This window comes from Aeromonas sp. FDAARGOS 1404, assembly GCF_019047085.1.
In the GTDB taxonomy this organism is placed as follows: Bacteria; Pseudomonadota; Gammaproteobacteria; order Enterobacterales; family Aeromonadaceae; genus Aeromonas; species Aeromonas veronii.
Window position 1 is genome coordinate 3,914,715 of sequence record NZ_CP077237.1, and the last position, 23,393, is coordinate 3,938,107.

A 23,393-nucleotide genomic window follows, 5' to 3' on the forward strand; every position below is an offset into this window, starting at 1 on the left:
GTTATGTCAATGAATACGATGTTTCACATCTTGTCCTGTTGTTCATAAGTTAATCCCGTTTTTTGAGCTTTACCCGCTGAAAAGCATAAGTAATTATTTTGAATACAGGTTTAAAAGATATGTCTAACATGATCACCGGTACCGTTAAGTTTTTCAACGAAACCAAAGGTTTTGGCTTCATCCAGCAAGAAAACGGCCCGGACGTTTTCGTTCACTTCAGCGCCATTCAAGGTAACGGTTTCCGTACCCTGGCTGAAGGTCAGCGCGTACAGTTCTCTGTGACCCAAGGTCAGAAAGGCCCGCAGGCTGAGAACGTAACCGCTCTGTAATTCTTACAGAATTTAAGAAAGCCGTGGTACCTCTGGTGCCACGGCTTTTTGTTTATATGGCTTTTGCTACTAATTCCTATGTGCTGAATCATGCTGCTATCGCTCCTGCTTGCTGCCACCTTGACTCCGACGCCTGATGCGCCGGTACCGGTTCAATCCGCGATGGAAGCGCAGGTGATCTGCCAGCAATTTGTCCAGGTCCGGATGGGCACTGCACAGCAACCCGATGAGGTGAATGCGCGACTGGTGCCTGAAAGGGAGGGGGAGTGGCTGGTGGATGGCAAAGTAAAAGGACCCGAAGGTCCTTTGCTGTTTGCCTGTCATCTTCACCAAGGGGAGCGCTGGGAGCTACTCAACTTTTCACTCTGGGCACCACAGCCGGTCAAAGCGGTTTGAGTGCGACCAACAGATGTTGCAGGTGTTCAACCATGGTCATGCCAAACGGGGTGAGATAGCCGCCATCTTCTGCGCTGATGAGCCCCTGTTGATGCAGACGGGCTGCCGCCTGGCACAACTCTTCAGACATATCGCTGCGTAATTTAATCCCCAGGCTCATGTTGGCCGGATCAAAGCATGCCAGTATTTTCAAATCGTTCACGAATTCGTTAGAAACCTGGTCGATCCCAATCATGGATTTACTCCTTACGCTAAAGATGTATGCAAACTAGCATCCCCGGATCCACTTTAGTGGGCGCTGGCTCAAATTATTGATCTTTGGCTGGATGCTGTGTTTCAAATGCTGTTTTTTTCGGCGTAATCAGATGGTTGGCTGACAGCTTCGCCAAGGGCCGAGCCGGACCAAACGTGGTAGGATAGGGCACTTCTTTATATCGGACGGTCTATTGGTGGCTGTTCGCCCTGTTCAAGGTATCGCTCATGGTCAAGATCACTCTGGTATCCCTGCTGCATTCACTTTGTACCCGCTTTCCGGTTTACCCCGCTGCTTCGTTGACGTCCCTGCTGGATGCCCATCAGGGCGAGGTGTGGTTGCCTGCACGCAAGGGGGCCGACATTGCACTGTTGCGCAAGCATGCCAATGGGGCTCATGAGCTGGCGTCACTCGATGCGGGCTGGTGTGATTTTGCCGCCAGCGACAGCGGTGATACACCCGAGCTGGATGCACTGGCCAACTACGACAGCGAGATGATGGATAACCTGCTGATGTACTGGCACAGCGCCGCCAAGATCAACAGCCCGATCACCGATAACCTGTTCGAGCTGCGTCGCGAAGTGGTGGATGAGGCCCACGGTGCCAAACTCGCTGCCGCCTGGGAGCAACAGCAACAGCAGCGTTTTGAACAATTGATGACGATGGCGGCCAATGGCCGGGATCTGCTCTGCTTTGTCGAGGTGGAGTCCGCCTACTGGCTGCGGCAAAAGCTGAGCGAGCAGCCTGATGTGGAGCTGATCACCCCTGCGCTGTAAAAGGGGCAATATGATGGCTAGCGGTCTCGTTATCGAGGAGGCTGCTCTATCCTTATTTGCGTCATTGTCCTCCCCATCCGGTGCCAAGGGGCTGCAAGCTGGACAAGCTGACGACAAGATGTGAACATGGCGCCCTTTATCGAGAGAGAGACTTGGCCAATGAGCTATGAACTGAGCGACACCGAGCGCAATGCCGCGCTGCAACTGAACGCTGATTACCGTTACGATCACTTCATCAGCAAGCTGGTCGAGCATGAAGAGCTGTTCGTCCTGACTGACGAGCATGGCGTCATGATGCTGACCACCGACGATGAAGATTGCATCCCGGTATGGCCGCACCCGGAGTACGCCAAGGCGTGGGCCGAAGGTGAGTGGGCCGATTGCAAGCCGCAGTCCATCACCCTGAAGGTGTGGCTGGAGCGCTGGGTTGACGGTATGGAGCAGGACGAGCTGTGTGTTGCCGTGTTCCCGACCCCGGATCAGGAAGGCATCGTACTGGAGCCGGCTGACGTGGCTGACGCCATTGCCGAGAAGCAGGCCAAACGCGGCTGATCACCGAGCTATTCGCAACACCGGTTGCCAACAAAGACCCCGCTATCTGGCGGGGTCTTTGTTTTAGGTCTGTTTGCCAAACGAGTTGTGGCTATCAGGGCTGGCGATAGGTGGTGTCGATGATGGGCTCGGCCGGGAAAGTCTTGCCACTCTTGATGGCTGCCCTGGTCTCGGATTTTAGCTCTTCATCGATCCACAGCAGACCGCCATAGCTGTAACCGCTGTTGTCGCCACCGAGGGGCCAGTAGAGCTGCTCGCTCTTGGGCGTTGCTGGTACTTTTGGCAGTTTGATCCAGCGCCAGGACCCTTCCCGGGTGTAGGGCACCTGATAGGCAGGGACGAAGCTCGCCAGCTCATAGAGCCGCTGCTGGATCTGCCGTGACAGGGCCGCCTTTTTGGGAAAGTCGAACTCCTTGTCATACTGCTCCACCAGCGCTGTGATGGCGTCGTCATCGATGTTCATGATGTTGTTGGTCTGGGGCTTGTTGGCGTTGACCTTGTGGAAGAACTCCCAATAGGCGGGATAGCGGCTGCCCGCCCAGGCCATCCATGCGCTCTGGTGCTTTTTCTCCAGCATCGATTTGAAACCAGCCGAGGCATCCATCAGGTTGAGCTCCAGATTAAGCCCCGCCTTCTTGGCCTCTTCCCGTAGCAAGGTGAGCCGCTGGGCGTGCTCCGCCGTGGTGTAGGTGATAGCGAGGGTCAGTGACTGCCCCTTGTCGTTTTGCAAAATCCCCTGCGGCCCCACTTTGTTAAAGCCTGCCTTGGCAAAGTATTCCCGTGCCAGTTTGGGATCGAACGGACGGGCCTTGATCTCGCTGTTGGTAAACTCACCCTGACCTGAGCCATAACTGTTGAGTCGCTGGTAATCCCCCCGCAGCAGGGTGGTGAGCATCTTGTCGAGGTTGAGGGCATGCTGGATCCCGAGCCGCACATCGAGATTATTCAGCTGCGGATCGGCGGTGTTGAGATAGAGCCCCATCGGCGATTGCGGAGTCTGGTTGTAGAACCAGGTGCGCGCGATATACCCCTTCTCGAACTCGGCGGTTTTGGTCTTGTCGTGCCACCAGTTGGGCATCACCAGCGGGAAGGTGTCGAGATCGCCGCGCAGGAAGTGCTGCCAGGCGATGTTCAGATCTCTGAGCACCTTGATCTCGAGCTGCGCGGGGTTGAAGCGATGCTGGAAGTAGCGCTCGTCATCCCCCCACCAGTTTTCAATCCGCTTGAAGGTGACCGATTTACCCTTTTTCACCTGATCGAGCTGATAGGGGCCGGTGACCGGCAACACCTTCCAGTTGTACTCCTTGACCCAGTTGGCGGTGAGCTTGATGGCATGGCTCGGCTCCGGGCTGATGGGCAGTGACTCGAGCAGATCCTGGCGGCTCTTTTCGGTACCGCTGGTGATGGCCAGGGTGTGATCATCAAACTTGGTTATGTCTGCTATCTGGGTGCTGTAGTAGTTGTTGTACCAGGGGTCGTTGATCTCCTTGCTGCGCATCATCTTGAGGGTAAAGAGCCAGTCATCGGCGGTGACCGGCTGGCCGTCTGACCAGCGCGCCTTGGGATTGATGCGAAAATAGAGGGTCTTGTTGTCGGCGCCAAAGGCCCACTCATTTGCCAGCATCGGCATGGGGTTGCCGGTGACAGGGTGGGTGCTCAGCAGTGGCAGGTTGGTTTCCCGCACGTAACCGGCAAAGCCGCCGTTGGAGTCGGGGCCATATTTGCGCAGGGTCAGGGGGAAGCTGGTCATAAAGGTGCGAAAGGTGCCGCCGCGCTTGGCGGCCGGATCGGCATAGAGAGGATCCTGGTTGTTGCTCTCCCACTTCAAGTCAGCGGGCAGCGTGGCACTCCAGCCAAACGGGCTCCAGCACAGGGTCAGGGTGATGGCGGTGGCGCGAATGATAGGGGAGAGTCGGCGCTCCCCGGCGGTGATGGTCGATGGCATGTCCTTGCTCTCCTGAAAATCTGCTTCCTGCAGATCACGCGCTGGTGATGTCAGTCCCGATGGGGACTGGCTCATCATGAAAATTTTATCCTGTCAGGTCAATGAAATAGCGTGAATTAGCGGGTGGCCTAGGCCGCAACGCAGTGCAGGGTGATCCCCTTGGCCGCGATGGCCGCCCGCATGGGGGCGGGCAGGGCATCGTCGGTAACCAGCACGTTGATCTGGCCCGGCGCGCCAAGCTGGCTCGGGTGGATGGCGCCGAACTTGCTGCTGTCGGTGATGACCACATTGGTCATCCCCTTGGCCAGCACACTGTTGACCACGTCGGCCCGCATCATGTCGCGGCCGGTGAACCCCATCTCGGGATGAAAACCATCGACCCCGATAAAGGCCTTGGAGAAGTGCACCTGCTCGATGCAGAGGCGCGTGAGCGGCCCCACCACGCTCTCGCTCTGATGCTGGAAAAGCCCGCCGAGCAGCACCACCTGAGCCGGGGTGTCTTTGAGCAGATGGGCGATATAGCTGCTGATGGTGATGATGGTGACCCGTTTGTGCAGGGCCAGATGGCGCGCCAGCATGGCGTTGGCGCTGCCCCCCTCGATAAAGACCGTCTCGCCATCTTCCACCAGCTGGGCGGCTCGCTCGGCGAGGCGCTCCTTGAGCAGGTAATTGATGTTCATCCGGGCATCCGGGTCATCGGTCTCCAGCGCCATGGCCGAGCCGTGTACCCGTCTGAGCAGTCCCTGTTTCTCCAGCGCGGTGAGGTCGTTGCGCACCGTCACCTCAGACACGCCTGTGTGTCGGGAGAGTTCACTCACGCTCATCTTGCGAGCCTGATGGACCAGAGTGAGGATAAGTTGGTGGCGTGGATTCATGGTGCGCTCACATGCAAGGTGGTGGATAGCGGCAAGCCACCCGAGGGTGGCTTGCCAATCATATGACGTCACAGGCGCCATGGGGAGCGCCCCGTCAGAGACTGTGCTCGGTGCGGGCGATGATATCATCTTGCGCATCCGGGGATAAGGCGGTGAAGAAGGCTGAATAGCCCGCCACCCGTACCACCAGATCCCGGTACTGATCGGGATGGGCCTTGGCTGCCAGCAGGGTCTCCCGCGAGACGATGTTGTACTGCACATGCCACCCCTTGTGCACTTCGAAGAAGGTGCGTAGCAGGCTCATCAGCTTGGCTTTGTCCCGCTCGTTTTCAAGGCTCGCAGGGCTCAGCTTCTGGTTGAGGAGTACCCCGCCGAGAATGGCCGCCGTGGGCAGCTTGCCGATGGAGTTGAATACTGCCGTCGGGCCGAGACGATCCGACCCCGAGGAGGGGCTGGCCCCTTCCGCCAGCGGCGTGCGGGCATGGCGACCATCCGGGGTAGCCATGGTGGCGGCACCGAAGGGCACGTTGGCGGAGATGGAGGAGGTGCCGGCATAGTAGGTGCCGCCGATGGGGCCACGGCCGAAGCGGGTATTGTGCAGCCCCTTGAGCTCGTCGATGTAGCTCTGGTAAGCCTGCACCAGCAGCAGGTCAACCTCGTCCAGATCGTTGCCATATTTGGGGGCGGCGTTGGTGAGGCGCTGGCGCAGCTGCTCCCCCGCCAGTCCGGTAAAATCTTGCTCGAGTGCTTCTGCCAGCTCGTGCTGCTCCACCACGCCCTGCTCGAACACCAGTTTCTTTAGAGCAGCCAGGCTGTTACCAAGGTTGGCGATCCCCACCTGCAGACCTGAGACCCAGTCATAGACGGCGCCCCCCTCCTTGATGGTCTTGCCGCGTTCGATGCAGTCATCCACCAAGGTGCTGCAGAGGATGTCATGGGCTTGAGCCTCCAGCACGCTGTCGACCACGCAGTCGATCTCGATGGATTTGCGGGTGAAGTAGCGCACCTGCTCATCCCAGCGGGCCATCACTTCGTCAAAGTTGCCAAAACTCCCGTCTCGCAGCGACTGGGATTGGGGCAGGAATACCTTGCCGGTGGTGGCATCGCGGCCACCATCGAGGGAGGCCAGCAGGATGCGGGCGAAGTTGATAAAGCTCATGCCGGTGCAGCGGTAGCCCCACTTGCCGGGCACGGCGGTCTCAATGCAACCGATGGCGGCGTAGTGGTGGGCATCCTCCACGCTTACCCCGAGCTTGATGAACTCGGGGATCACCACCTCGTCGTTGTTGAAGGCGGGCATGCCGAAGCCGCAGCGGATCACCTGAATGCAGGCGTCGAGGAAATCCTCGCTCATCCCGGCATGGTAGCGCACCGAGAGGTTGGGCTGGGTGGATCTCAGCTGGCCGCAGGACTCCAGAATCGCGTAGGAGAGGCCGTTGACCGCGTCATGGGCAGTGCCATCCCGCCAGTTCTGGCCGCCGATGGTGACGTTTTGATAGAGCGGGCTGCCGGCGGAGGCCTTGGAGTGGGTGCCGGAGCGGATCTTGTTCACTTCCAGCAATTTCAGCCAGCACCCTTGCAGCAGCTCGATGGCGCGTGTCCGAGGCAGGGATTCCGACAATTCCACCTCGCGGCGATACCAGGGGTAGAGATATTGATCCATCCGGCCGAACGACACCGAGTGGCCATTGGATTCGATCTGCAGGATGAGCTGGATAAAGTAGCAGAGCTGCAGTGCCTGCCAAAAGGTTTCGGGTGGCTGGTGGGCGATGTGGGCACAGTTGAGCGCGATGGTCTCAAGTTCGCTTTGGCGCTCCGGGCGCGGCTCTTGCGCGGCCATGTCACGGGCCATATTGCTGGCGAGAGTGGCGTAGCGCGAGATGTGATCGCTGACTGCCTCCAGGGTGATGGCGACGGCGTGCAGGAACTGCTCGCGCTGCAGATCGGCCCAATCCGCCAAATCCAGCCGACTGCGGCGCTCGGCCACCTTGGCCTTGAAGCCATCGAGACCCAGCGTGAGCAGCTCCTCATAGTTGACCGCGAGGTGGGCATCCCCCGAGGTCATGTTGCCCTCGGCCTTGATGATGCCGCTCTCCAGCAGCGCTTTCTGCTCGTCGGTAAAGAGGCCGAAGCAGCGATCCTGCACCGTCTGGCCGCGCCAGAAGGGGGTGAGGGCGTGGATGATCGCCTTGTCGGTTTCGCTGACTGCAAAACCGGCGCCGGGACGGTCTGCCAGCTCGTCGATCTCCTTCTCAATCCAGCTCACCGTGTACTCAGGAAACAGTGGCGCCGCCCGCACCTGACTGGCCTGATTGCCGACGATCAGCTCGTCGTGCTTGATCCAGATGGTGCGCTCCTTGAGGTGATGAGCCAGCGCAAGAGCGCGGCGCACCGGCAGCGGCCGGGCGAGGTGAGCCTGATAGGCCTCGGTGTAGTGGCGGGCACGCTCGGTGCAGACCGGTGGCTGAACGATGTGGATCAGGCTCTCTTTGTGGGCGCGGATCCGCGGGCTGAGGGTATTGAGGTCGAGCTGGGTCATGATCTTATCCTCTGGTCACAGGGGTCAGCCCCTGACGTTGGGCGTATGCATGGGCAAAGCTGAGTAAATCGGGATCGTCGAGCGGTGTGTCCGGCGCCTGATAGGGCAGATCCAGCAGGGCATATTTGCCCACGCCTAAGGTGTGGTAGGGGAGGAAGTGGATCTCCTGCACCGTGCCGAGGCTGGCGGCGGTGTCGGTGATGGCTTCGATCGATGCGCGGTCGGCATTGAAGCCGGGAATGAGCGGCACCCGGATCTGCATGGGCACGCCGTGCTCGGCGAGGTGTTTGAGGTTTGCGATGGGCAGCTCCACCTTGCCGCGGGTCCAGTGGAAGAAACGTTCTTTATCAACGTGTTTGAGATCCGCCAGCACCAGATCCAGTGAGGGGAGGCTTGGCTCAATCTGGTGCCAGGGCACATGGAGGCAGCTCTCGACCGCGGTGTGCAGCCCTTCGGCCTTGCAGCGGGCCAGCAGGGACGCTGCAAAGTCGGGCTGCATAAACGGCTCGCCACCGGAGAGGGTGACGCCACCGCCGCTGCGCTCGAAGAAGGGGCGATCCCGCAAGATGGTGTCCATCAGGGTGTCCAGGGTTTCATCGCGGCCGCACACCTGCAGCGCTTCGCTCGGACAGAGGCCGCGCAGCCGTTCCATATCATCGGCCTTGAGGGCAGAACGGCTGAGCTGGACACCCTGGCTGTCACGCAAGATTGCCGGACAGGCCTGGCTGCAGAGCTGGCATCCCTCGATGCACTGGCGCCGGTCGAGTAGTATGTCCGGCTTGGGAGAGCGGCTTTCCGGGTTTTGACACCACAGACAGGCCAGCGAGCACCCCTTGAGAAACACCAGGGTGCGAATGCCGGGGCCATCGTGAGTTGAATATCGTTGCAGGTCGAAAATCATACCGCCTCCTTTTGTATTTGCATTCTATTTGCTTTCATTCGAAAGTTGATTTGATTTCGATCAAACTATTTGCGGATGTTTTCTCGCTAGAATGGCGACATATTGAACATCCCGTTAAGGAGTTAGAGATGGAGCTGTATCTCGATACCGCTGATGTGGCGGCAGTGCGTCGCTGGTCACGGATCCTGCCGTTGGCCGGTGTCACCACCAATCCTTCCATTACCGCCGCCGGGGGATTGCCGCTCTGTGAGCTGCTGCCCGCCCTGCGCGACGTGCTGGGGCCCAAGGCGCGCCTGTTTGCCCAGGTGATGGCCAAAACCGAAACCGAGATGGTGCGCGAGGCATTTGCCCTGCGTGAGCTGGACCCAGATCTGGTGATCAAAATCCCGGTGTGCGCAGAGGGGCTGGCGGCCATCAAGAGCCTGACAGCCAACGGTGTGCCGACGCTGGGCACCGCTGTCTATACCCCGCTGCAGGGCTGGTTGGCTGCGGTGGCGGGGGCGGAATATGTCGCGCCCTACGTTAACCGGCTGGATGCTCAGGGGGGCGATGGCATCGCCACCGTGCAGGAGCTGCAACAGCTGCTTGCGCTGCACGTCCCGAACAGCAAGGTGCTGGCGGCATCATTCCGTACCCCGCGCCAGGCGCTCGACTGCCTGCTGGCCGGTTGCCAATCGATTACCTTGCCGCTCGATTTGGCGGAGCAGCTGCTGAACGTGCCGGCGGTGGATGCGGCGCTGGTGAAGTTCGATCAGGATTGGCAGCGCGCTTTCGGTCGCTGATCCCGGTGACAAGCTGATTGCAGTGATTGAGGGGGGAGGGTGAAGACGCGCGGGTGATGGGGATTGACCGACTAGACTGGAAACAGGTGGCCACCTTCGCGGGCCGCCCTGCAGTCTACCGGAGGTATCCCATGAGCGACCATCTGCTACTCCCCCATGGTGAAGATTTGCGTCGTGCGGTGCGTTGGCTCAGCGAGCATCACCAGCACGATATCTCTGCCATTGAAGAGGCCAGCCTGCGTTTTGATCTCTCGCCGCTGGATGAGGAGTTTCTGATCCAGCACTGGCTCGACAGCCAGTGCCAATCATGAAGATCCGAGGTGAGGGATTAGAAGAAGTTGGCGAGGTTGATGCCAAATTCTTTGGGGTCGACCGTGTTTTCGATGCTCTCCTGCACCCCTGACTTGGCCAGATCCAGCCACTGTACCTCGAGGTAGTGACGCTGGGTGGCGTGATAGATCACCTTGACCACTGGCTTGAGCGGCTGCTGCTCGTTGCGCTGCATCACGATAGCCAGGCGCTGGTTTGAGAGCTGTACCAGAGTGCCCACCGGATAGACCCCCATGCACTTGATGAACTTGGTAACCAGTTCGGCATCAAAGTGCTGATTGATCCCCTTGAGCAGAATGCGGAAGGCCTGGGTCGGCTGCATACCTGCTTTGTAGACCCGATCCGCGGTGATGGCATCATAGACATCGACGATGCCGCTCATCCGGGTATAGAGGGAGAGCTGCTCCCCCTTCAGTCGCTGCGGGTAGCCGGAGCCATCGAGCCGCTCGTGGTGGTTGGCGGCCACCTCCAGCATGGTGGGGGTGATGCCAGGGGTATTGCTGAGGATCTCGTAACTGTGCACCACATGCTGGCGCATGATGGCGAACTCCTCATCGGTCAGCTTGCCCGGTTTGTGGAGCACCTCGTCCGGGGTCATGATCTTGCCCACGTCGTGCAGCAGGCCACCCAGGGTCAGCTCCTTGAGTACGCTGCGTTCCAGTCCCAGATAGCGGCCGAAGTTGGCCAGCAGAATGGCCACGTTCATGGAGTGCTCCATCAGGTAGGCATCCTTGGCACGAATACGGGCCAGACAGAGCATGGCATCGCCGTGGGTGAACATGGTATCCACCATCTCTTCGGCGACTTCGGCCAGCGGAGTGATGTCGATGGGCTCACCCGCTTTGAGGTGGCGAATGAACTTGCCTTGCAGCTCGCGCGCTTCCTGATAGAGGCGGCGGATTTTAAGCTCCCGTCCTTCGCCGTTGGCACTGGCCCGGCGTCCCACCTGGGCGCTGTTGGCATTGAGATCGGGGGAGGTAACGGCGTCACTCTCGGCACTGCCCAGTTTGCTGCGGGCCAGATCGATGCGTACCGTGAGCACCCCCTGACGCACCAGATTGGCAATTTGCGCCACGCTGGTCACCAAGCCCATCTGGGCGATCTCCATCCCACCTGTCTGGCTGGCGATAGCAATGACATACATGCCGGGTTTCAGCTGGTTGACGGGAATGACGGGATAGGATGCTTGAGACTTCATGAGGGCTTCCTGACTCTTATTATTATGAGTATCGTTCGGATGGGTCACACCGGAGAAGTGTAACATCGGATGACCAGTTCGTCATAATTGGCAACCCCTTAACAGTGGCGTTGTCGCCTCCGCCCGATATAATGACGCCCCTTTACTTGTTGGACTCCGAGGTTGTGAATGCGGCTTGATAAATTTCTGTGCGATTGTTCCGATTTGACCCGTTCGCTGGCAGGCAAACTGATCCGTCAGGGTGAGGTCATGGTGGATGGCATTGTGGTCAAGCAGCCCGCTTTTCATATCAATGAGCAGAGCCAGATCGAGTTTGACGGCGTGTTGCTGACGCTGGAGCAGCGCAACCGCTATTTCATGCTGCACAAGCCGGAAGGGTATGTCTGCTCCAACGAGGATCCGGACCACCCGACCGTCTTCTTCCTGATGGATGAACCGGCGATGGGCAAGCTGCATGTAGTGGGGCGCCTCGACCTCGATACCACGGGTCTGGTGCTGGTGACCGATGACGGTCAGTGGTCCCACCGCATCACCTCGCCGCGCCACGAGTGTGCCAAGACCTATCACGTCTGGCTGGCCGATCCGGTGAGCCCTGATGCGATCGCGCTGTTCGCCGAAGGGGTCTACCTGCGTAACGAGACCGATAAAACCCGTCCTGCCCAGCTGGAAATTCTCGGCGAGTGCGAGGCCCGACTGACCATCCACGAAGGCAAGTACCATCAGGTCAAGCGGATGTTTGCCTCCATCGGCAACAAGGTCGTTGGCTTGCATCGCGAGCGGGTGGGTGGCTTGACGCTTGACGAAGAGCTGGCACCCGGTGAATACCGCGAGCTGACAGCTGAGGAGATTGCCCTGTTCTGATCTGGGATGGTGCCGGGTATCAGTGAGTGCTGAAACCCAGCACCAGCGCCGTGCCCAGGGTGGCAATCAGTGCCCCCGCCCAGGCGGCAATGGATGGCCGCTCCCCCGAGTGCCACCACAATAGCGGCAGCAGCAGTACCGGCGTGGTAGAGGAGAGAATGGCCACCATGCCCACCTCGCCCTGTCGCAGCGCCATCAGGATCAGCGTCATCCCCAGCCCCATCGCCAGAAAACCGTTGGTGGCAATCATAGCGAGGATATGGCGATTGACCGGTTTGAGCGGCATGGCCAGCGGCAAGCGCCCCAGCCGCAGGACGCAGTGGGCCAGTAGGGCACTGCCCATCCGGATACCCGATGCACTCACCGCATCCACCTCACCACTCATCATCACCGGCTTGGCGATGATGGCTCCCACGCTTTGACACAATGCCGCCGTCAGGCCAAGGCCAATTCCCAGCGCCAGATTGCCACGGATCTGCTCCCACTCATTGCTGCTACTGCGTCTGCCAAACAGGATCGCCAGCATCACGCCGGCAAAGACCAGCACGGCCCCCAGCAGTCGCCAGCCCGTCAGCTGTTCATTAAAGAGCCAGAGCCCAAGCAGGGCGGAAAACAGCGCATGGCAGGAGAAGAGCAGGGCACTGCGTCTTGGCCCCAGCCGATTCATGCAGGCAAACAGCGCCGTGTCGCCCACGAAGATGCCGACCAGCCCCGAGATGGCGAGCAGGGGCAGGGCGCTTGCGGTGAGGGTTTGCCAGCCACCGGTGAACAGACTCATGGTGCCGAGCATCAGGCTGACCAGAAACATGCGCCAGCGGCTGTAGGCAAATGCGCCGAGATGACGGGCCGGTTTGACCGAAATTAGCGCTGCAACTGCCCATAAACTGGCCGACGCGAGGGCCAGCCACTCATAACCCATAAAAACTCCTGAAAAAATTAACCCGAAAGACTCCATCTCCCGGGCAAGCCCGATACAATACGGGGCGTTTTCGGGGATAACAAGAGCGGCATCAGGCATTCATCAGGCGCGCCGTCGGCCTTCCCCTCCTGCAGTGGTTTTATTCGAGGTTTTGTCATGAGGTATGGTTTCTTCCCCAAGCTGGCGCAACGCTGGCTCTCCCCGCTATTGCTTGCCGTGCTGGCAGGGCCCCTGGCCCATGCCACCACCGTTGAGCAGCAGCCTCTGCTTGCCGATCGGCAAACCCTGGTAAAGGGCAACGGTGCCGAGCCGGAGTCGCTGGATCCGGCGCTGGTGCGCTCCGGTTTCCCGGGGGAGGCCGTGCTGGTCGATCTGTTTGAAGGGCTGGTCAGTGATGATGGGCAGGGGAATATCGTTCCTGCTCAGGCCCAGCGCTGGGAGGTGAGTGAAGATGGGCTGGAGTGGCGATTCTTCCTGCGCCCTCAACTGAAATGGTCCAATGGCGAGCCGCTGGTGGCCGCTGATTTCGTCTATGCCTGGCGCCGTCTGCTCGATCCGGCCATCAACTCCCCTTCTGCCGGATTGCTGCTGGCGACGGGGATCAACAATGCGCAATCCATCTATGCCGGTGCGCTGGAGCTCGGCAATCTTGGCATTGAAGCGCAAAGCGATCAGATCCTGAAAATCACTCTGGAGCGGCCGGCTCCCTATTTCCTGCAGCTCATCAGTCAGCGCCCCTTTGTGCCAGTCAATCAGAAGGCGATAGCCAAATTTGGCAAGCAGTGGACCGAGCCCGGCAAGCTGGTGAGCAATGGTGCTTATCGGTTGGCAAGCTGGACGCCGAACGAGCGGATCGAAGCCGAGCGCAATATCCACTACTGGGATGACCTTCACACCCGTATCGGACGGGTCACCTATTTGCCTATCACCTCGCAACATGCCGAACGGCTGCGCTATGAGGCTGGTGAAATCCAGCTCACCAACAAGGTCTCCCTCGGCTATTACCAGAAGATGAAGCGCGAATCTCCGGAGCGGCTCTGGGGCTTGCCGCTGTTTGGCACCTATCTCTATGCGTTCAATCTGAAGCGCCCCGAACTGCAGGATGCACGGGTGCGTCAGGCACTCTCCATGGCGGTTGATCGACAGCAGCTTATTGAATCGGTGAGCGGTCAGGATGAACAGGCGGCATGGTCGCTGTTGCCGGAGATGCCGGGTTACCCCCGGGTGATATTGCCTGTGGCGCTGGAAGATATGCCAACCCGCCAGGCCAAAGCGGCAGCGTTGCTGTCAGCGGCCGGGTATAACAGTGCCAATCCACTCAAGCTGAGCATTACCTACAACAGCGCAGAAACCCACAAACAGATGGCGATGGCCATTGCCGCCATGTGGCAGAAGCTGGGGGTGCAGGTCACCCTCAACAGTCTGGAGTGGGGCGCCTATCAGGTGGTTAAGGATAGCGGTGATTTTCAGGTGGCCAGAAGCTTCCTGTTTGGCGATTACGTGGAGCCGTCTGCCATGCTGGGCAGCTTCCGTTGTCAGGATCTGCGCAACGAGAGCGGCTACTGCAATCCCGACTTTGATCTGTTGCTGGAGCAGGCTGCCAATACGCTGGACAGCGCGAGCCGGGTTGAACTCTACCGGCATGCCGAACAGTTGCTGCTTGAGGAGGCGCCGATCCTCCCCGTGTATCATTACAATCAGATGAGACTGGTCGATCCCGCGCTGCGAGGGCTGCCCAGCCAGAATTTGAAAGGGACGATTGCCACCAAGGATCTCTATTTCAGCCCGCAGTGAGGAGCATTTCATGAAACTTGCCATCATTTCCGACATCCACGGCAGCATCATTGCGTTGGAGCGGGTGCTGACCCAACTTGAGCCCTGGCGGCCGGATCACTATCTGCTGCTCGGCGATCTGCTCAACCATGGTCCGCGCAATCCTCTGCCGGAGGGATATAACCCGGCCGCCGTGGCCGATCGGCTCAACGAGTTTGCACCGCAGATCATCGCGGTGCGGGGCAATTGTGATTCCGAAGTGGATCAGATGCTGTTGCGCTTTCCCATCACCGCCCCCTACAACCAGTTGCTGGTCGATGAGCGGCGCTGGTTTGTCAGCCACGGTCATCTTTATCGCCCGGACGAGGTTCAGCTTCCGGCGGGTAGTTTGTTCCTGAGCGGCCACACCCATGTGCCTGTGCTGGAGTGGCAGGGGGAACGGATATTGATGAACCCGGGGTCAATCTGTTTCCCGCGCGGCGAGTTGCCTGCCAGTTACGGGTGCTATGAGGACGGGGTACTGCGCGTCAATGCGTGTGAGAACGGGCGAGAGCTGTTGCGACTGGAGCTTTAAAACGGACAGCAAAAATGCAAGGCCTGATAAGAGATGTCAGGCCTTGATGCCATAGGAGCGGGTGCCAGAGCGAGTATTACCCTTGGCGTCATAGGTCAGACTGTTGCGATCGCGCAGCTGACTCAGAAAGGTTGCCAGACGACGGTTGGAGACGATGCTCAATTCAAGCAAGCGACCGTTGATATCATTTTGTGCCTGGCAGGCATCCAGTTTTGCACGAAGCTGTGCCATCTCGTCGGGATAGGCTGCCAGCTGCAGTGCCAGTTCCGGCATCTCTGCGAGGGTCTTGTCCAGCGTTTCTATCGCAGCAAGCAACTCTTGTTTGCGCTCGGTCAGTGCGGGCAGGGCCAGTGCCTGATGCTGTTCGAGCAAGCTGAACTCCTCTTCCAGAATGCCTTGCATCTGGCTGAGGTAATCATCTTGGGTGTGCAGTAACGAAGGTAAGTCCATCATCCCAGAACTTTGTCCAGATTGGCCTCGAAACTGAACATCTTCTTGGCCACAGCGTCGCTGTTAACCTGATATTCGCCACTCGCGACGGCTTTTTTCAGCCGTTCGACCTTGCTCTCATTGCCGGTCGAGGCGGTATTGAGGTTTTGTTGCATTTTTTGCAATTGTTGCGCCTCACTGGTCAAGGAGACGGAGTCCAGCTTGACAGTAGCCGCTTTGTTTTCGGGCGATGAGGTGACTGACTTGCTGCCTGTCCCCTGGCTATTAGCGGTATTTTGCAACCGATTATTCGCCAAGTTGTTGATATTGTTGATGGCCATTTTAGTTACCTTCGTCTGCTTTAAGGTTTGCTTACCTGTTTATCGGTGCGGCAGATCAAAACTTTAGAAAAAAGTTGTCAAGGATCCGGATTTAAAAAGTGACCGATACGGCACCTACTGCACTGACTTTACCCTCAACGGTTTTGCCGGAGCGAATATTGACGAGTTTGATGATCTCTCCGAAGCTGCCATCTTGCAAGGCTCGGGCCATGGTTTTGATCTGGAAGTTGCTGTTTTCTGCCGTCAGGGTGACCTGATCCCCTTTGCACACTACACAAACCTGGCTCAAACGGATGGGTTGCCCAGGTTTTAGCTCCCGCTTGCTGCGTACTCCGACAAGAGGGGCTGTGTCAGTCAGGTAGTCACCGCGGATCAGGGTCTGATCCTGATAGGCCAACACCAGCCGGCTTTCACTCAGCAGATCCCCCTTGGCGATGGGGTTGGTTACAGTGACATAGGGCTTTTGAATACTGACCCGCACCGGGAGATAGACGTCCCAGGGTTTGTCTTCTTCACACTTAAGGTAAACTGTTGTATTACGGCGAATTTCCATTTTTGCTGGTAAGCTGATAGTGAGCAGATCTTCGCAGCGGGTCAGTGGGAGCCGTTCATCCAGTGTGGCAGAGGTGACCTCGGCTCTGGCATCCAACGGAATATCCAGCTGGCTGTAAACGAACTCTTGTGCCTTTTCTTGCAGATAAGTAGTGACGTCCGAGGCGTAGCTGGAAGATATGCTGCCAAAAAAGAGGCTGATGAGTAAAAGTCGGTTAATCATTTTCGCTCGTTGGTCGATAAGTTGTTCACGCATATCACCATATTTAACTATGATTGCTTCAGAATCTGTTCGTTGTCACATCGATAGTCTGACGCAATCCATCACGCATGCATGATTAATGCCAAGCGTTTTTAGGGAGTGTTTATGGCCAGTATCCTGGACTCGGTCAACCAACGTACCCAGCTAGTGGGGCAAAACCGGCTGGAGTTGTTGTTGTTTCGTCTCAATGGACGTCAAAGATTTGGCATCAACGTATTCAAAGTGCGTGAAGTGTTGCAGTGTCCCCCCTTGACCGTGATGCCCAAATTGAACTCCTGCATTCGCGGAGTGGCTCATATTCGTGGCCAGACTATCTCGGTTATCGACCTCAGCATGGCGGTTGGCAAACGCCCGATTGATGACCTGAGCAAATGCTTCATTATCATCTCCGAGTACAACCGCTCTATTCAGGGTTTTCTGGTGCATTCGGTCGAGCGCATCATCAATATGAACTGGGAATCCATCCTGCCTCCGCCTAAAGGTGCGGGTCGCATCAACTACATGACAGCCGTGACTGAAGTCGACGGCGAGTTGGTCGAAATTCTTGATGTTGAGCGGATATTGAACGAAATCTCGCCGGTTGCAACGGATGTGAGTGAGGAGTTGGTTCAGGCCAGTGTCGACCACCCTACTCTGGGGCGTCCTGTTCTTGTTGCGGATGACTCCTCAGTGGCACGCAAACAGGTACAACGTGCGCTTGAGGCTATCGGTGTCGAGTGCGTGTTGGCAAAAGATGGCCGCGAAGCATTGAACATGCTGCTGGAAATGACCAAAAATGGTCCTATCAAGGATCAGGTTGCGCTGGTTATTTCGGATATCGAAATGCCGGAAATGGATGGCTATACCTTCACTGCCGAGATCCGGAATAATCCCAATCTCAAGGATTTGCATGTTATTCTGCATACCTCGCTCAGTGGAGTATTCAACCAGGCAATGGTGCAGAAAGTTGGTGCGAACAATTTTATCGCCAAGTTCCAGCCTGATGAATTGGCCAAGGCCGTACAAAACGCACTCTAATAAAGAAGAACAGCTGCATGAAGACACTTTCGGACGACTTATACAAACAGTTCAGCAACTTTCTGGCGGTACAGAGCGGAATTGTGCTGGGGGATAACAAACAGTATCTGGTGAAGAGCCGTCTTTCACCTTTGATGGCTCAGTTTGGCATCGAGAGTCTGTCTGATCTGGTTACCCGTGCAATGAGTGTGCGAGAGCGTGACCTGAAAATGGCCGTAGTAGATGCCATGACGACCAATGAGACCCTCTGGTTTCGTGATACTTACCCGTTTCAGCTTCTTACTGACAAGATTTTCCCCGAGTTGGGGAAAAGTGGCCGACCCATCAAGATCTGGTCTGCCGCATCTTCGTCAGGTCAGGAACCCTATTCCATTGCCATGACGGCACTGGAGCAGCAGATGAAAAAGCCGGGTACCTTGCCTGGTGGCGTGCAGATTGTCGGGACGGATATTTCGACGACCATGCTCAATCAGTGTAAGGAAGGCGTTTACGATAGCCTTGCTCTGGCACGCGGTTTGTCACCGGAGCGCAAGAAGATGTTTTTTGAGCCTTACGGTGACAACAAGATGCGGGTTGCCGAGCGAGTCAGAAAATTGACCACCTTCCGGCCACTGAACTTGTTGGAGAGTTATAGTCTGCTCGGCAAGTTCGACATTATTTTTTGCCGTAACGTGCTCATCTATTTTGCGCCGGAAGTGAAGTCGAAGATCCTCAACCAGTTTGCTGCCAGTCTCAACCCCGGTGGATATCTGATGCTGGGAGCGTCGGAGTCACTGGCCGGGTTGACTGACCGGTTCGAGATGATCCGCTGTAATCCGGGGATTGTCTACAAGGTAAAATAGGCCTGACCGCCTTGATATTCGGGGTCTGCCGGATATTGCCAGTTCATACAAAGAGGGAAGCCGCGAGCTTCCCTCTTTCTTTATCTACAGCACCGTCTTTCTATTTACCTACCATATCTCGCCACTGCAAAAGTGGTTGAAGCCTTAAGGTGGCCAAATGATGCCGTCTGACCCAATGCGCGAGATGCTCCTGCCGTTTTCGGTCTGAAATGTGCTCATACCCAAACCATCGAACTGAGTGATTTGCTTATGGCACACCTCTTGCTAACAAAATATACCAAGCAGGAGGTGTGCTATGGCTCTTTCATTTGACAAGGCATTCGGTGTGCATCAACACACCATAAGCGTTCGCGCCAAGCGTGCTGAGGTGCTTTCCAGCAATATTGCCAACGCAGATACCCCAGGCTTCAAAGCCAGGGATATCAATTTTGCTCAGGCATTGCAGGAGGCTCAGTCGCATCAGGGTTTTGGTTTGGCAACGACCAGCGAAAAGCACTTTGCCTTGAATATGGACGCTCTGGGTACCGTGCAATATCGCAACCCGCTGCAACCGGATACCGGTGACGGCAATACAGTCGATGTGCAGCAGGAGCGCAGCGAATTTCTGCGCAATAGCCTCGAGTATCAAACCTCCCTTGAATTTATGAATAGCAAGATCAGTGGCCTACTCAAGGCACTGAAAGGAGAGCAGTGATGAGTTTGTTCAAGGTCTTTGACATAGCAGGCTCGGCTATGAGTGCACAGTCAGTGCGCCTCAACACGGTTGCCAGCAACATGGCCAACGCGGACAGCGTCAGCTCCAGTGTGGAAAATACTTACCACGCCAGGCGGCCAGTCTTTGCCGCCCAGCTCGATCAGGCGATGTCTGACAAGCAGGGCTCGGTCGGGGTTGAGGTGAAAGGGATTGTCGAGAGCAAGGCGCCACTGCTCAAGGAGTACAACCCCAACCACCCGATGGCGGACAAAGACGGTTTTATCTTCAAGCCAAACGTCAACATGGTTGAAGAGATGGCCGACATGATCAACGCCTCGCGCAGCTACCAGACCAACGTACAGGTTGCTGATTCGGCCAAGAAGATGCTGCAGCAGACGCTCCAGCTTGGCAAATCCTGATAGGAGGGATGCAGCATGGTCGATACAACCAACAGTGCTAACGGTATAAGCCGTACCACGACCCAGACGACAGGCACCACCACGACGCCCAAGAAAGAGCTGGATCAGGCTTCCTTTCTAAAGCTGCTGACCATGCAGCTGTCGTATCAGGATCCTTTCAAGCCTGTTGATAACGCCCAGATGCTCTCCCAGATGGCATCCATGTCGACATCTGAGGGGATCAGCAGTTTGTCCACTCAGATGGGTAAGCTTAATGACCAGATGATCTCCAGTCAGGCACTGCAAGCCTCCGCATTGGTGGGACAAAATGTGCTGTTGCAGAGCAATACCGGCTATCTGGATAAGGAGGGCTCTCTCCCCGGTGTTGTGGCTGTGGGAACGACGAATAAATATTCGAGCGTCAAGGTCACCATCGAAGATGAAAAAGGCCAGGTTATCAAGGAATTCTCTCTCGAAGGGGAGCAGCGAGGCAACGTTGAAGTTGCCTGGGATGGCACAGACAAAGATGGAAAGCGGGTCAAGTCAGGTAAATATGTGATTAAGGCAAGCGGTACTCTGGATGGCAAATCTGAAAGTATTGCTGCTTATGCTTACGGCAAGGTGGATAGTGTGGCGCTGGGCAATGCGAGCAATCCGACAATGCTTAACGTGAAAGGCTTGGGTAGCACGCTGTTGAGTAGCATCTTGCAAATATCAGGAACTAATTCAAACCAGACGGTTACACCGTCAAAAACCACGTCGACAGCATCGATCTAAGGAGCTGGATATGTCATTTAACAATGCCTTGAGCGGTGTCAACGCGGCACAAAAAGACTTGAACGTCACCGCCAACAACATTGCCAACGTTAACACCATGGGCTTTAAAGAGTCCCGTGCCGAGTTTGCGGATGTCTACGCCAACTCCATCTTTGTCAATGCCAAGACCCAGGTCGGTAACGGTGTAGCGACAGGTGCAGTTGCTCAGCAGTTCCACCAGGGGGCGCTGCAATTTACCAATAACGCACTGGATCTGGCTATTCAGGGTAACGGCTTCTTTGTGACCTCTGACGGTCTGACCAACCTGGATCGCACCTACACCCGTGCCGGTGCCTTCAAGCTCAATGAAAACAGCTATATGGTCAACAATCAGGGCCATTATCTGCAAGGTTACGAAATCAACGCTGATGGCACGCCCAAGGCGGTAAGTATCAATGCGACCAAGCCGATTCAGATACCTGACAAGGCCGGTGAACCAATCAAGACAACCAAGATTGACGCCAGTTTCAACCTGCCATCGACAGCGGCGCCCCTGCCCGCAGGTAATGCGGTGGGTGATGCATCTACTTTTGACCCCAAAGATTCGAAAACATATTCCTCTTCAACTTCTGTGGTGATTTATGACTCACTGGGTGAGCCGCATACCATCACGCAATATTTTGTCAAAGAGGCTGACCCGGCAGATCTGACCAAACCCGCCAATCCTACTGCTTGGCGTATGTACCTCTACCAAGGTGATAAGCCTATTGATATTGTCGGTGGTGTCACACCCACTATGGCGACTGGTTTGAGTCAGGCGCCTGCTGGCGCAAGAGTTACCTTCGGGGCTGATGGCAAGATGATTACCCCGACTACACCGGCGACCATCAAGACAGAGCAATTGGGAGCCGCGCCCCCGACAGGCGCTGGCATTATCACCAATGGTGCAGATCCCACTCAGCAGGTGGATATCAACTTCGGAACGGTGACCCAGTATGCTTCACCGTTTGAAGTCAACAAGTTGACTCAGGATGGTTCCACTGTCGGTCGTTTGACCAAGGTGGAGATTACTCCGGATGGTATCGTGTCCGCGACTTACAGTAACGCAACCACCATCAAGGTAGCCATGGTGGCAATGGCCAAGTTTGCCAACTCACAAGGATTGACTCAGGTTGGTGATACCTCTTGGCGTCAGTCTCTGCTCTCTGGCGATGCCTTGCCGGGGACGCCAAACTCAGGGACATTTGGCACCATCAAATCATCCTCCCTAGAGCAGTCCAACGTGGATTTGACCTCGGAGCTTGTGGACCTGATCACTGCTCAGCGTAACTTCCAGGCCAACTCCCGTTCTCTGGAGGTCAATAGTTCGCTACAGCAGACCATCCTGCAGATCCGTTAATTGCACAATACATGATAATGAGAGGGGGCTTGGCCCCCTCTCTGTTTCTGTCGCATTCCAATCCTCCTTCTCCCCCCATATTTCTGCTGTTGGCACTCTAATTGCATTTCTTCTGTCAGAGTCATCTGTTTGACGGAGAATTCCATGGATCACCTGCTTTATATCGCCATGTCCGGGGCCAAAGAGACCATGAACAGCCTGGCTGTTCGGGGCAACAACCTCGCCAATGCCAATACCACCGGCTTCAAGTCCGATTTTGAGCAGGCGAGAAGCATGCAGGCGTTCGGAGAGGGCTTGCCAAGCCGGGTGTTTGCCATGGCTGAGCGCCCGGGGCAGAACCTGCAGCATGGCATGCTGATGACCACCGGACGGGATCTGGACGTGGCGGTGGATGGGCCGGGCTGGATTGCCGTGCAGGATCCCAAGGGCGGTGAGGCCTATACCCGCATGGGGAATTTGCAGGTCAATGCGACCGGCAACTTGCAGACCTCGACCGGACTGAATGTGGTGGATGACGGTGGTCAGCCAATCGTGTTGCCTATGCCGATGGAGAAACTCGAGATCAATCGGGATGGCACCATCAGCGGTCGTCCTGAGGGGGCTGCCGCCAACTTGCCGGAAGATTTTCAGCGGATCAAGCTGGTCAACCCGGCCGCTGATGCGGTGGAGAAGGGCCAAGATGGTCTGTTTCGCCGCAAAGATGGCCAGAATGAACCCGCCTCTGCCAACGTTGGCCTGATTGCCGGCTCCCTTGAGGGGAGCAACGTCAATGTGGTGGATGAGATGACCAACCTGATCCGGCTGCAACGCCAGTTCGAAACCCAGGTCAAAATCATGAAGACGGCCGAAGAGAATGATGAAGCTCAAACCCAACTACTGCGAATCAGCTAATCAAGGAGTTACCTATGAATCCCGCACTCTGGATCAGCAAGACCGGGTTGGATGCACAGCAGACCAATATTTCGGTCACCTCGAACAACTTGGCGAACGCCAGCACCGTGGGCTTTAAAAAGTCACGGGCCATCTTTGAAGATCTGCTGTATCAAAATATCAACCAGCCCGGTGGCCGCTCTTCTGCCGATACCGAGCTCCCCTCCGGCTTGATGCTGGGGGCGGGTGCCAAGGTGGTGGCGACCCAGAAAAACCACAGCCAGGGCAACGTACAAACCACTGACAACTCGCTCGATTTGATGATCAGTGGTCGTGGTTACTTTGAAATTCAGCTGCCGGATGGTAGTGCGGCCTATACCCGCAACGGTCAGTTCACCCTTAACGATGAAGGGACCATAGTGACGCCGGGTAATGGTTACCCGCTGCAACCGGAAATCCAGATCCCGGAAAACGCCCAGAGCGTTACGGTGGGTGAAGATGGCCAGGTCTCGGTGCAGCTCAAGGGCGATGGCGCTTCTCAGGTCGTCGGTCAGATCAACATCTCCGACTTCGTCAACGCCAGCGGCTTGCAGCCGATGGGGGAGAACATGTTCGTCGAGACCCAATCCAGTGGTGCTGCCGCCCAGGGGACTGCCGGTGCCGATGGCTTGGGGGTGATCAAGCAGGGGATGCTGGAGACTTCCAACGTCAACGTGACCGAAGAACTGGTGAATCTCATTCAGGCTCAGCGGGTCTACGAGATGAACTCCAAGGTGCTCTCCGCCGTGGACGGCATGATGTCCTTCCTGATCCAGCGTACCTAATTAGGA

General features: G+C 56.9%; 27 protein-coding genes. 17 read left to right on the forward strand and 10 right to left on the reverse strand.

Features of this window, described 5'->3' with window-relative positions:
- Positions 1-119 precede the first annotated feature (119 nt).
- Complete coding sequence (locus tag I6L34_RS18145; RefSeq protein WP_005302803.1) at positions 120-329, forward strand: cold-shock protein; 210 nt, start codon at positions 120-122, stop codon at positions 327-329.
- Between the two features lie 90 nt (positions 330-419).
- Positions 420-725 (forward strand): hypothetical protein, encoded by a 306-nt coding sequence (locus tag I6L34_RS18150; RefSeq protein ID WP_058056035.1) that lies wholly within the window; start codon positions 420-422, stop codon positions 723-725.
- On the opposite strand, the gene I6L34_RS18155 is transcribed toward I6L34_RS18150, so the two are convergent.
- Entirely contained in the window at positions 712-960 is a 249-nt protein-coding gene (locus I6L34_RS18155; RefSeq protein ID WP_005334209.1) for a TIGR02647 family protein, read from the reverse strand. The two genes, I6L34_RS18150 and I6L34_RS18155, sit on opposite strands and share 14 nt — an antisense overlap.
- Before the next feature lie 245 nt (positions 961-1,205).
- On the opposite strand from I6L34_RS18155, the gene I6L34_RS18160 reads away from it, so the two are divergent.
- A complete protein-coding gene (locus tag I6L34_RS18160; RefSeq protein ID WP_058056036.1) occupies positions 1,206-1,754 on the forward strand; it encodes a hypothetical protein in 549 nt (182 codons plus the stop codon).
- A gap of 159 nt (positions 1,755-1,913) precedes the next feature.
- Positions 1,914-2,306 carry a DUF2750 domain-containing protein gene (locus I6L34_RS18165; protein WP_005334204.1) on the forward strand — a complete coding sequence of 131 codons (393 nt, stop codon included), beginning with the start codon at positions 1,914-1,916 and terminating at the stop codon, positions 2,304-2,306.
- 94 nt (positions 2,307-2,400) lie between these two features.
- On the opposite strand, the gene I6L34_RS18170 is transcribed toward I6L34_RS18165, so the two are convergent.
- From I6L34_RS18170 to I6L34_RS18185, 4 genes are all read right to left on the reverse strand, one after another.
- Positions 2,401-4,251 carry an extracellular solute-binding protein gene (locus I6L34_RS18170; RefSeq protein ID WP_058056186.1) on the reverse strand — a complete coding sequence of 617 codons (1,851 nt, stop codon included), beginning with the start codon at positions 4,249-4,251 and terminating at the stop codon, positions 2,401-2,403.
- A 128-nt stretch (positions 4,252-4,379) separates the two neighbouring features.
- Positions 4,380-5,126, reverse strand: a complete 747-nt coding sequence (locus tag I6L34_RS18175; RefSeq protein WP_005350628.1) for a DNA-binding transcriptional regulator YciT — start codon at positions 5,124-5,126, stop codon at positions 4,380-4,382.
- 94 nt (positions 5,127-5,220) lie between these two features.
- Positions 5,221-7,665: a formate C-acetyltransferase/glycerol dehydratase family glycyl radical enzyme gene (locus I6L34_RS18180; protein WP_058056037.1), complete on the reverse strand. Its 2,445-nt coding sequence runs from the start codon at positions 7,663-7,665 to the stop codon at positions 5,221-5,223.
- 4 nt (positions 7,666-7,669) lie between these two features.
- Entirely contained in the window at positions 7,670-8,566 is an 897-nt protein-coding gene (locus I6L34_RS18185) for a glycyl-radical enzyme activating protein (RefSeq protein WP_058056038.1), read from the reverse strand.
- Positions 8,567-8,694: 128 nt separating this feature from the next.
- Here I6L34_RS18185 and fsa point away from each other — a divergent pair, with 128 nt between their 5' ends.
- Entirely contained in the window at positions 8,695-9,348 is a 654-nt protein-coding gene (gene fsa / locus I6L34_RS18190; protein WP_058056039.1) for a fructose-6-phosphate aldolase, read from the forward strand.
- A 131-nt stretch (positions 9,349-9,479) separates the two neighbouring features.
- Positions 9,480-9,659 (forward strand): hypothetical protein, encoded by a 180-nt coding sequence (locus I6L34_RS18195; protein ID WP_058056040.1) that lies wholly within the window; start codon positions 9,480-9,482, stop codon positions 9,657-9,659.
- A gap of 17 nt (positions 9,660-9,676) precedes the next feature.
- Here the strand turns inward: I6L34_RS18195 and I6L34_RS18200 are convergent, their stop codons facing one another.
- Complete coding sequence (locus I6L34_RS18200; RefSeq protein WP_019446125.1) at positions 9,677-10,876, reverse strand: HD-GYP domain-containing protein; 1,200 nt, start codon at positions 10,874-10,876, stop codon at positions 9,677-9,679.
- 168 nt (positions 10,877-11,044) lie between these two features.
- Between I6L34_RS18200 and rsuA the strand changes: the two genes are divergently transcribed.
- Positions 11,045-11,737 (forward strand): 16S rRNA pseudouridine(516) synthase RsuA, encoded by a 693-nt coding sequence (gene rsuA / locus I6L34_RS18205; protein ID WP_021231067.1) that lies wholly within the window; start codon positions 11,045-11,047, stop codon positions 11,735-11,737.
- Between the two features lie 19 nt (positions 11,738-11,756).
- Here rsuA and I6L34_RS18210 read toward each other — a convergent pair whose 3' ends face one another.
- A complete protein-coding gene (locus I6L34_RS18210; RefSeq protein ID WP_216955116.1) occupies positions 11,757-12,656 on the reverse strand; it encodes a DMT family transporter in 900 nt (299 codons plus the stop codon).
- Between the two features lie 156 nt (positions 12,657-12,812).
- Here I6L34_RS18210 and I6L34_RS18215 point away from each other — a divergent pair, with 156 nt between their 5' ends.
- Together I6L34_RS18215 and yfcE are read left to right on the forward strand one after the other, a co-directional pair.
- Entirely contained in the window at positions 12,813-14,450 is a 1,638-nt protein-coding gene (locus tag I6L34_RS18215) for a peptide ABC transporter substrate-binding protein (protein ID WP_216955117.1), read from the forward strand.
- A gap of 10 nt (positions 14,451-14,460) precedes the next feature.
- Positions 14,461-15,003, forward strand: a complete 543-nt coding sequence (yfcE, locus tag I6L34_RS18220) for a phosphodiesterase (protein ID WP_216955118.1) — start codon at positions 14,461-14,463, stop codon at positions 15,001-15,003.
- A 36-nt stretch (positions 15,004-15,039) separates the two neighbouring features.
- On the opposite strand, the gene I6L34_RS18225 is transcribed toward yfcE, so the two are convergent.
- The 3 genes from I6L34_RS18225 to flgA all read right to left on the reverse strand — a co-directional run bounded on the left by I6L34_RS18225 (position 15,040) and on the right by flgA (position 16,548).
- On the reverse strand, positions 15,040-15,456 hold the full coding sequence (locus tag I6L34_RS18225; protein ID WP_216955119.1) for a flagella synthesis protein FlgN: 417 nt from the start codon (positions 15,454-15,456) through the stop codon (positions 15,040-15,042).
- Entirely contained in the window at positions 15,453-15,773 is a 321-nt protein-coding gene (gene flgM, locus I6L34_RS18230; protein WP_005334177.1) for a flagellar biosynthesis anti-sigma factor FlgM, read from the reverse strand. Before flgM ends, I6L34_RS18225 begins: the two co-directional genes overlap by 4 nt.
- A 91-nt stretch (positions 15,774-15,864) precedes the next feature.
- Positions 15,865-16,548, reverse strand: coding sequence for a flagellar basal body P-ring formation chaperone FlgA (gene flgA, locus I6L34_RS18235; protein WP_216956941.1), 684 nt, complete (start codon positions 16,546-16,548; stop codon positions 15,865-15,867).
- A 144-nt stretch (positions 16,549-16,692) separates the two neighbouring features.
- On the opposite strand from flgA, the gene I6L34_RS18240 reads away from it, so the two are divergent.
- The 8 genes from I6L34_RS18240 to flgG all read left to right on the forward strand — a co-directional run bounded on the left by I6L34_RS18240 (position 16,693) and on the right by flgG (position 23,387).
- Positions 16,693-17,604, forward strand: a complete 912-nt coding sequence (locus I6L34_RS18240) for a chemotaxis protein CheV (RefSeq protein WP_005334174.1) — start codon at positions 16,693-16,695, stop codon at positions 17,602-17,604.
- A gap of 17 nt (positions 17,605-17,621) precedes the next feature.
- Positions 17,622-18,446 (forward strand): protein-glutamate O-methyltransferase CheR, encoded by an 825-nt coding sequence (locus I6L34_RS18245; protein ID WP_005350656.1) that lies wholly within the window; start codon positions 17,622-17,624, stop codon positions 18,444-18,446.
- A gap of 295 nt (positions 18,447-18,741) precedes the next feature.
- On the forward strand, positions 18,742-19,140 hold the full coding sequence (gene flgB, locus I6L34_RS18250) for a flagellar basal body rod protein FlgB (protein WP_064338293.1): 399 nt from the start codon (positions 18,742-18,744) through the stop codon (positions 19,138-19,140).
- Positions 19,140-19,559, forward strand: coding sequence for a flagellar basal body rod protein FlgC (gene flgC, locus I6L34_RS18255; protein ID WP_005350658.1), 420 nt, complete (start codon positions 19,140-19,142; stop codon positions 19,557-19,559). The genes flgB and flgC overlap by 1 nt, the downstream gene beginning before the upstream one ends.
- Positions 19,560-19,574: 15 nt before the next feature.
- Positions 19,575-20,315, forward strand: coding sequence for a flagellar hook assembly protein FlgD (locus tag I6L34_RS18260; RefSeq protein ID WP_019446133.1), 741 nt, complete (start codon positions 19,575-19,577; stop codon positions 20,313-20,315).
- A 10-nt stretch (positions 20,316-20,325) separates the two neighbouring features.
- Entirely contained in the window at positions 20,326-21,693 is a 1,368-nt protein-coding gene (flgE, locus tag I6L34_RS18265) for a flagellar hook protein FlgE (RefSeq protein ID WP_019446134.1), read from the forward strand.
- Between the two features lie 144 nt (positions 21,694-21,837).
- Positions 21,838-22,584 (forward strand): flagellar basal-body rod protein FlgF, encoded by a 747-nt coding sequence (flgF, locus tag I6L34_RS18270; RefSeq protein WP_005334159.1) that lies wholly within the window; start codon positions 21,838-21,840, stop codon positions 22,582-22,584.
- A 14-nt stretch (positions 22,585-22,598) separates the two neighbouring features.
- The gene (gene flgG / locus I6L34_RS18275) at positions 22,599-23,387 is read left to right on the forward strand and encodes a flagellar basal-body rod protein FlgG (RefSeq protein WP_005334158.1); all 789 of its coding nucleotides are present in this window, start codon (positions 22,599-22,601) and stop codon (positions 23,385-23,387) included.
- The last annotated feature ends 6 nt before the right edge of the window (positions 23,388-23,393 follow it).

Bases quoted from the DNA above. Each gene is read 5' to 3' on its own strand.
- I6L34_RS18145 (WP_005302803.1), top strand. From the start codon at position 120: ATGTCTAACATGATCACCGGTACCGTTAAGTTTTTCAACGAAACCAAA.
- I6L34_RS18150 (WP_058056035.1), top strand. From the start codon at position 420: ATGCTGCTATCGCTCCTGCTTGCTGCCACCTTGACTCCGACGCCTGAT.
- I6L34_RS18155 (WP_005334209.1), bottom strand. From the start codon at position 960: ATGATTGGGATCGACCAGGTTTCTAACGAATTCGTGAACGATTTGAAA.
- I6L34_RS18160 (WP_058056036.1), top strand. From the start codon at position 1,206: ATGGTCAAGATCACTCTGGTATCCCTGCTGCATTCACTTTGTACCCGC.
- I6L34_RS18165 (WP_005334204.1), top strand. From the start codon at position 1,914: ATGAGCTATGAACTGAGCGACACCGAGCGCAATGCCGCGCTGCAACTG.
- I6L34_RS18170 (WP_058056186.1), bottom strand. From the start codon at position 4,251: ATGCCATCGACCATCACCGCCGGGGAGCGCCGACTCTCCCCTATCATT.
- I6L34_RS18175 (WP_005350628.1), bottom strand. From the start codon at position 5,126: ATGAATCCACGCCACCAACTTATCCTCACTCTGGTCCATCAGGCTCGC.
- I6L34_RS18180 (WP_058056037.1), bottom strand. From the start codon at position 7,665: ATGACCCAGCTCGACCTCAATACCCTCAGCCCGCGGATCCGCGCCCAC.
- I6L34_RS18185 (WP_058056038.1), bottom strand. From the start codon at position 8,566: ATGATTTTCGACCTGCAACGATATTCAACTCACGATGGCCCCGGCATT.
- fsa (WP_058056039.1), top strand. From the start codon at position 8,695: ATGGAGCTGTATCTCGATACCGCTGATGTGGCGGCAGTGCGTCGCTGG.
- I6L34_RS18195 (WP_058056040.1), top strand. From the start codon at position 9,480: ATGAGCGACCATCTGCTACTCCCCCATGGTGAAGATTTGCGTCGTGCG.
- I6L34_RS18200 (WP_019446125.1), bottom strand. From the start codon at position 10,876: ATGAAGTCTCAAGCATCCTATCCCGTCATTCCCGTCAACCAGCTGAAA.
- rsuA (WP_021231067.1), top strand. From the start codon at position 11,045: ATGCGGCTTGATAAATTTCTGTGCGATTGTTCCGATTTGACCCGTTCG.
- I6L34_RS18210 (WP_216955116.1), bottom strand. From the start codon at position 12,656: ATGGGTTATGAGTGGCTGGCCCTCGCGTCGGCCAGTTTATGGGCAGTT.
- I6L34_RS18215 (WP_216955117.1), top strand. From the start codon at position 12,813: ATGAGGTATGGTTTCTTCCCCAAGCTGGCGCAACGCTGGCTCTCCCCG.
- yfcE (WP_216955118.1), top strand. From the start codon at position 14,461: ATGAAACTTGCCATCATTTCCGACATCCACGGCAGCATCATTGCGTTG.
- I6L34_RS18225 (WP_216955119.1), bottom strand. From the start codon at position 15,456: ATGATGGACTTACCTTCGTTACTGCACACCCAAGATGATTACCTCAGC.
- flgM (WP_005334177.1), bottom strand. From the start codon at position 15,773: ATGGCCATCAACAATATCAACAACTTGGCGAATAATCGGTTGCAAAAT.
- flgA (WP_216956941.1), bottom strand. From the start codon at position 16,548: ATGATTAACCGACTTTTACTCATCAGCCTCTTTTTTGGCAGCATATCT.
- I6L34_RS18240 (WP_005334174.1), top strand. From the start codon at position 16,693: ATGGCCAGTATCCTGGACTCGGTCAACCAACGTACCCAGCTAGTGGGG.
- I6L34_RS18245 (WP_005350656.1), top strand. From the start codon at position 17,622: ATGAAGACACTTTCGGACGACTTATACAAACAGTTCAGCAACTTTCTG.
- flgB (WP_064338293.1), top strand. From the start codon at position 18,742: ATGGCTCTTTCATTTGACAAGGCATTCGGTGTGCATCAACACACCATA.
- flgC (WP_005350658.1), top strand. From the start codon at position 19,140: ATGAGTTTGTTCAAGGTCTTTGACATAGCAGGCTCGGCTATGAGTGCA.
- I6L34_RS18260 (WP_019446133.1), top strand. From the start codon at position 19,575: ATGGTCGATACAACCAACAGTGCTAACGGTATAAGCCGTACCACGACC.
- flgE (WP_019446134.1), top strand. From the start codon at position 20,326: ATGTCATTTAACAATGCCTTGAGCGGTGTCAACGCGGCACAAAAAGAC.
- flgF (WP_005334159.1), top strand. From the start codon at position 21,838: ATGGATCACCTGCTTTATATCGCCATGTCCGGGGCCAAAGAGACCATG.
- flgG (WP_005334158.1), top strand. From the start codon at position 22,599: ATGAATCCCGCACTCTGGATCAGCAAGACCGGGTTGGATGCACAGCAG.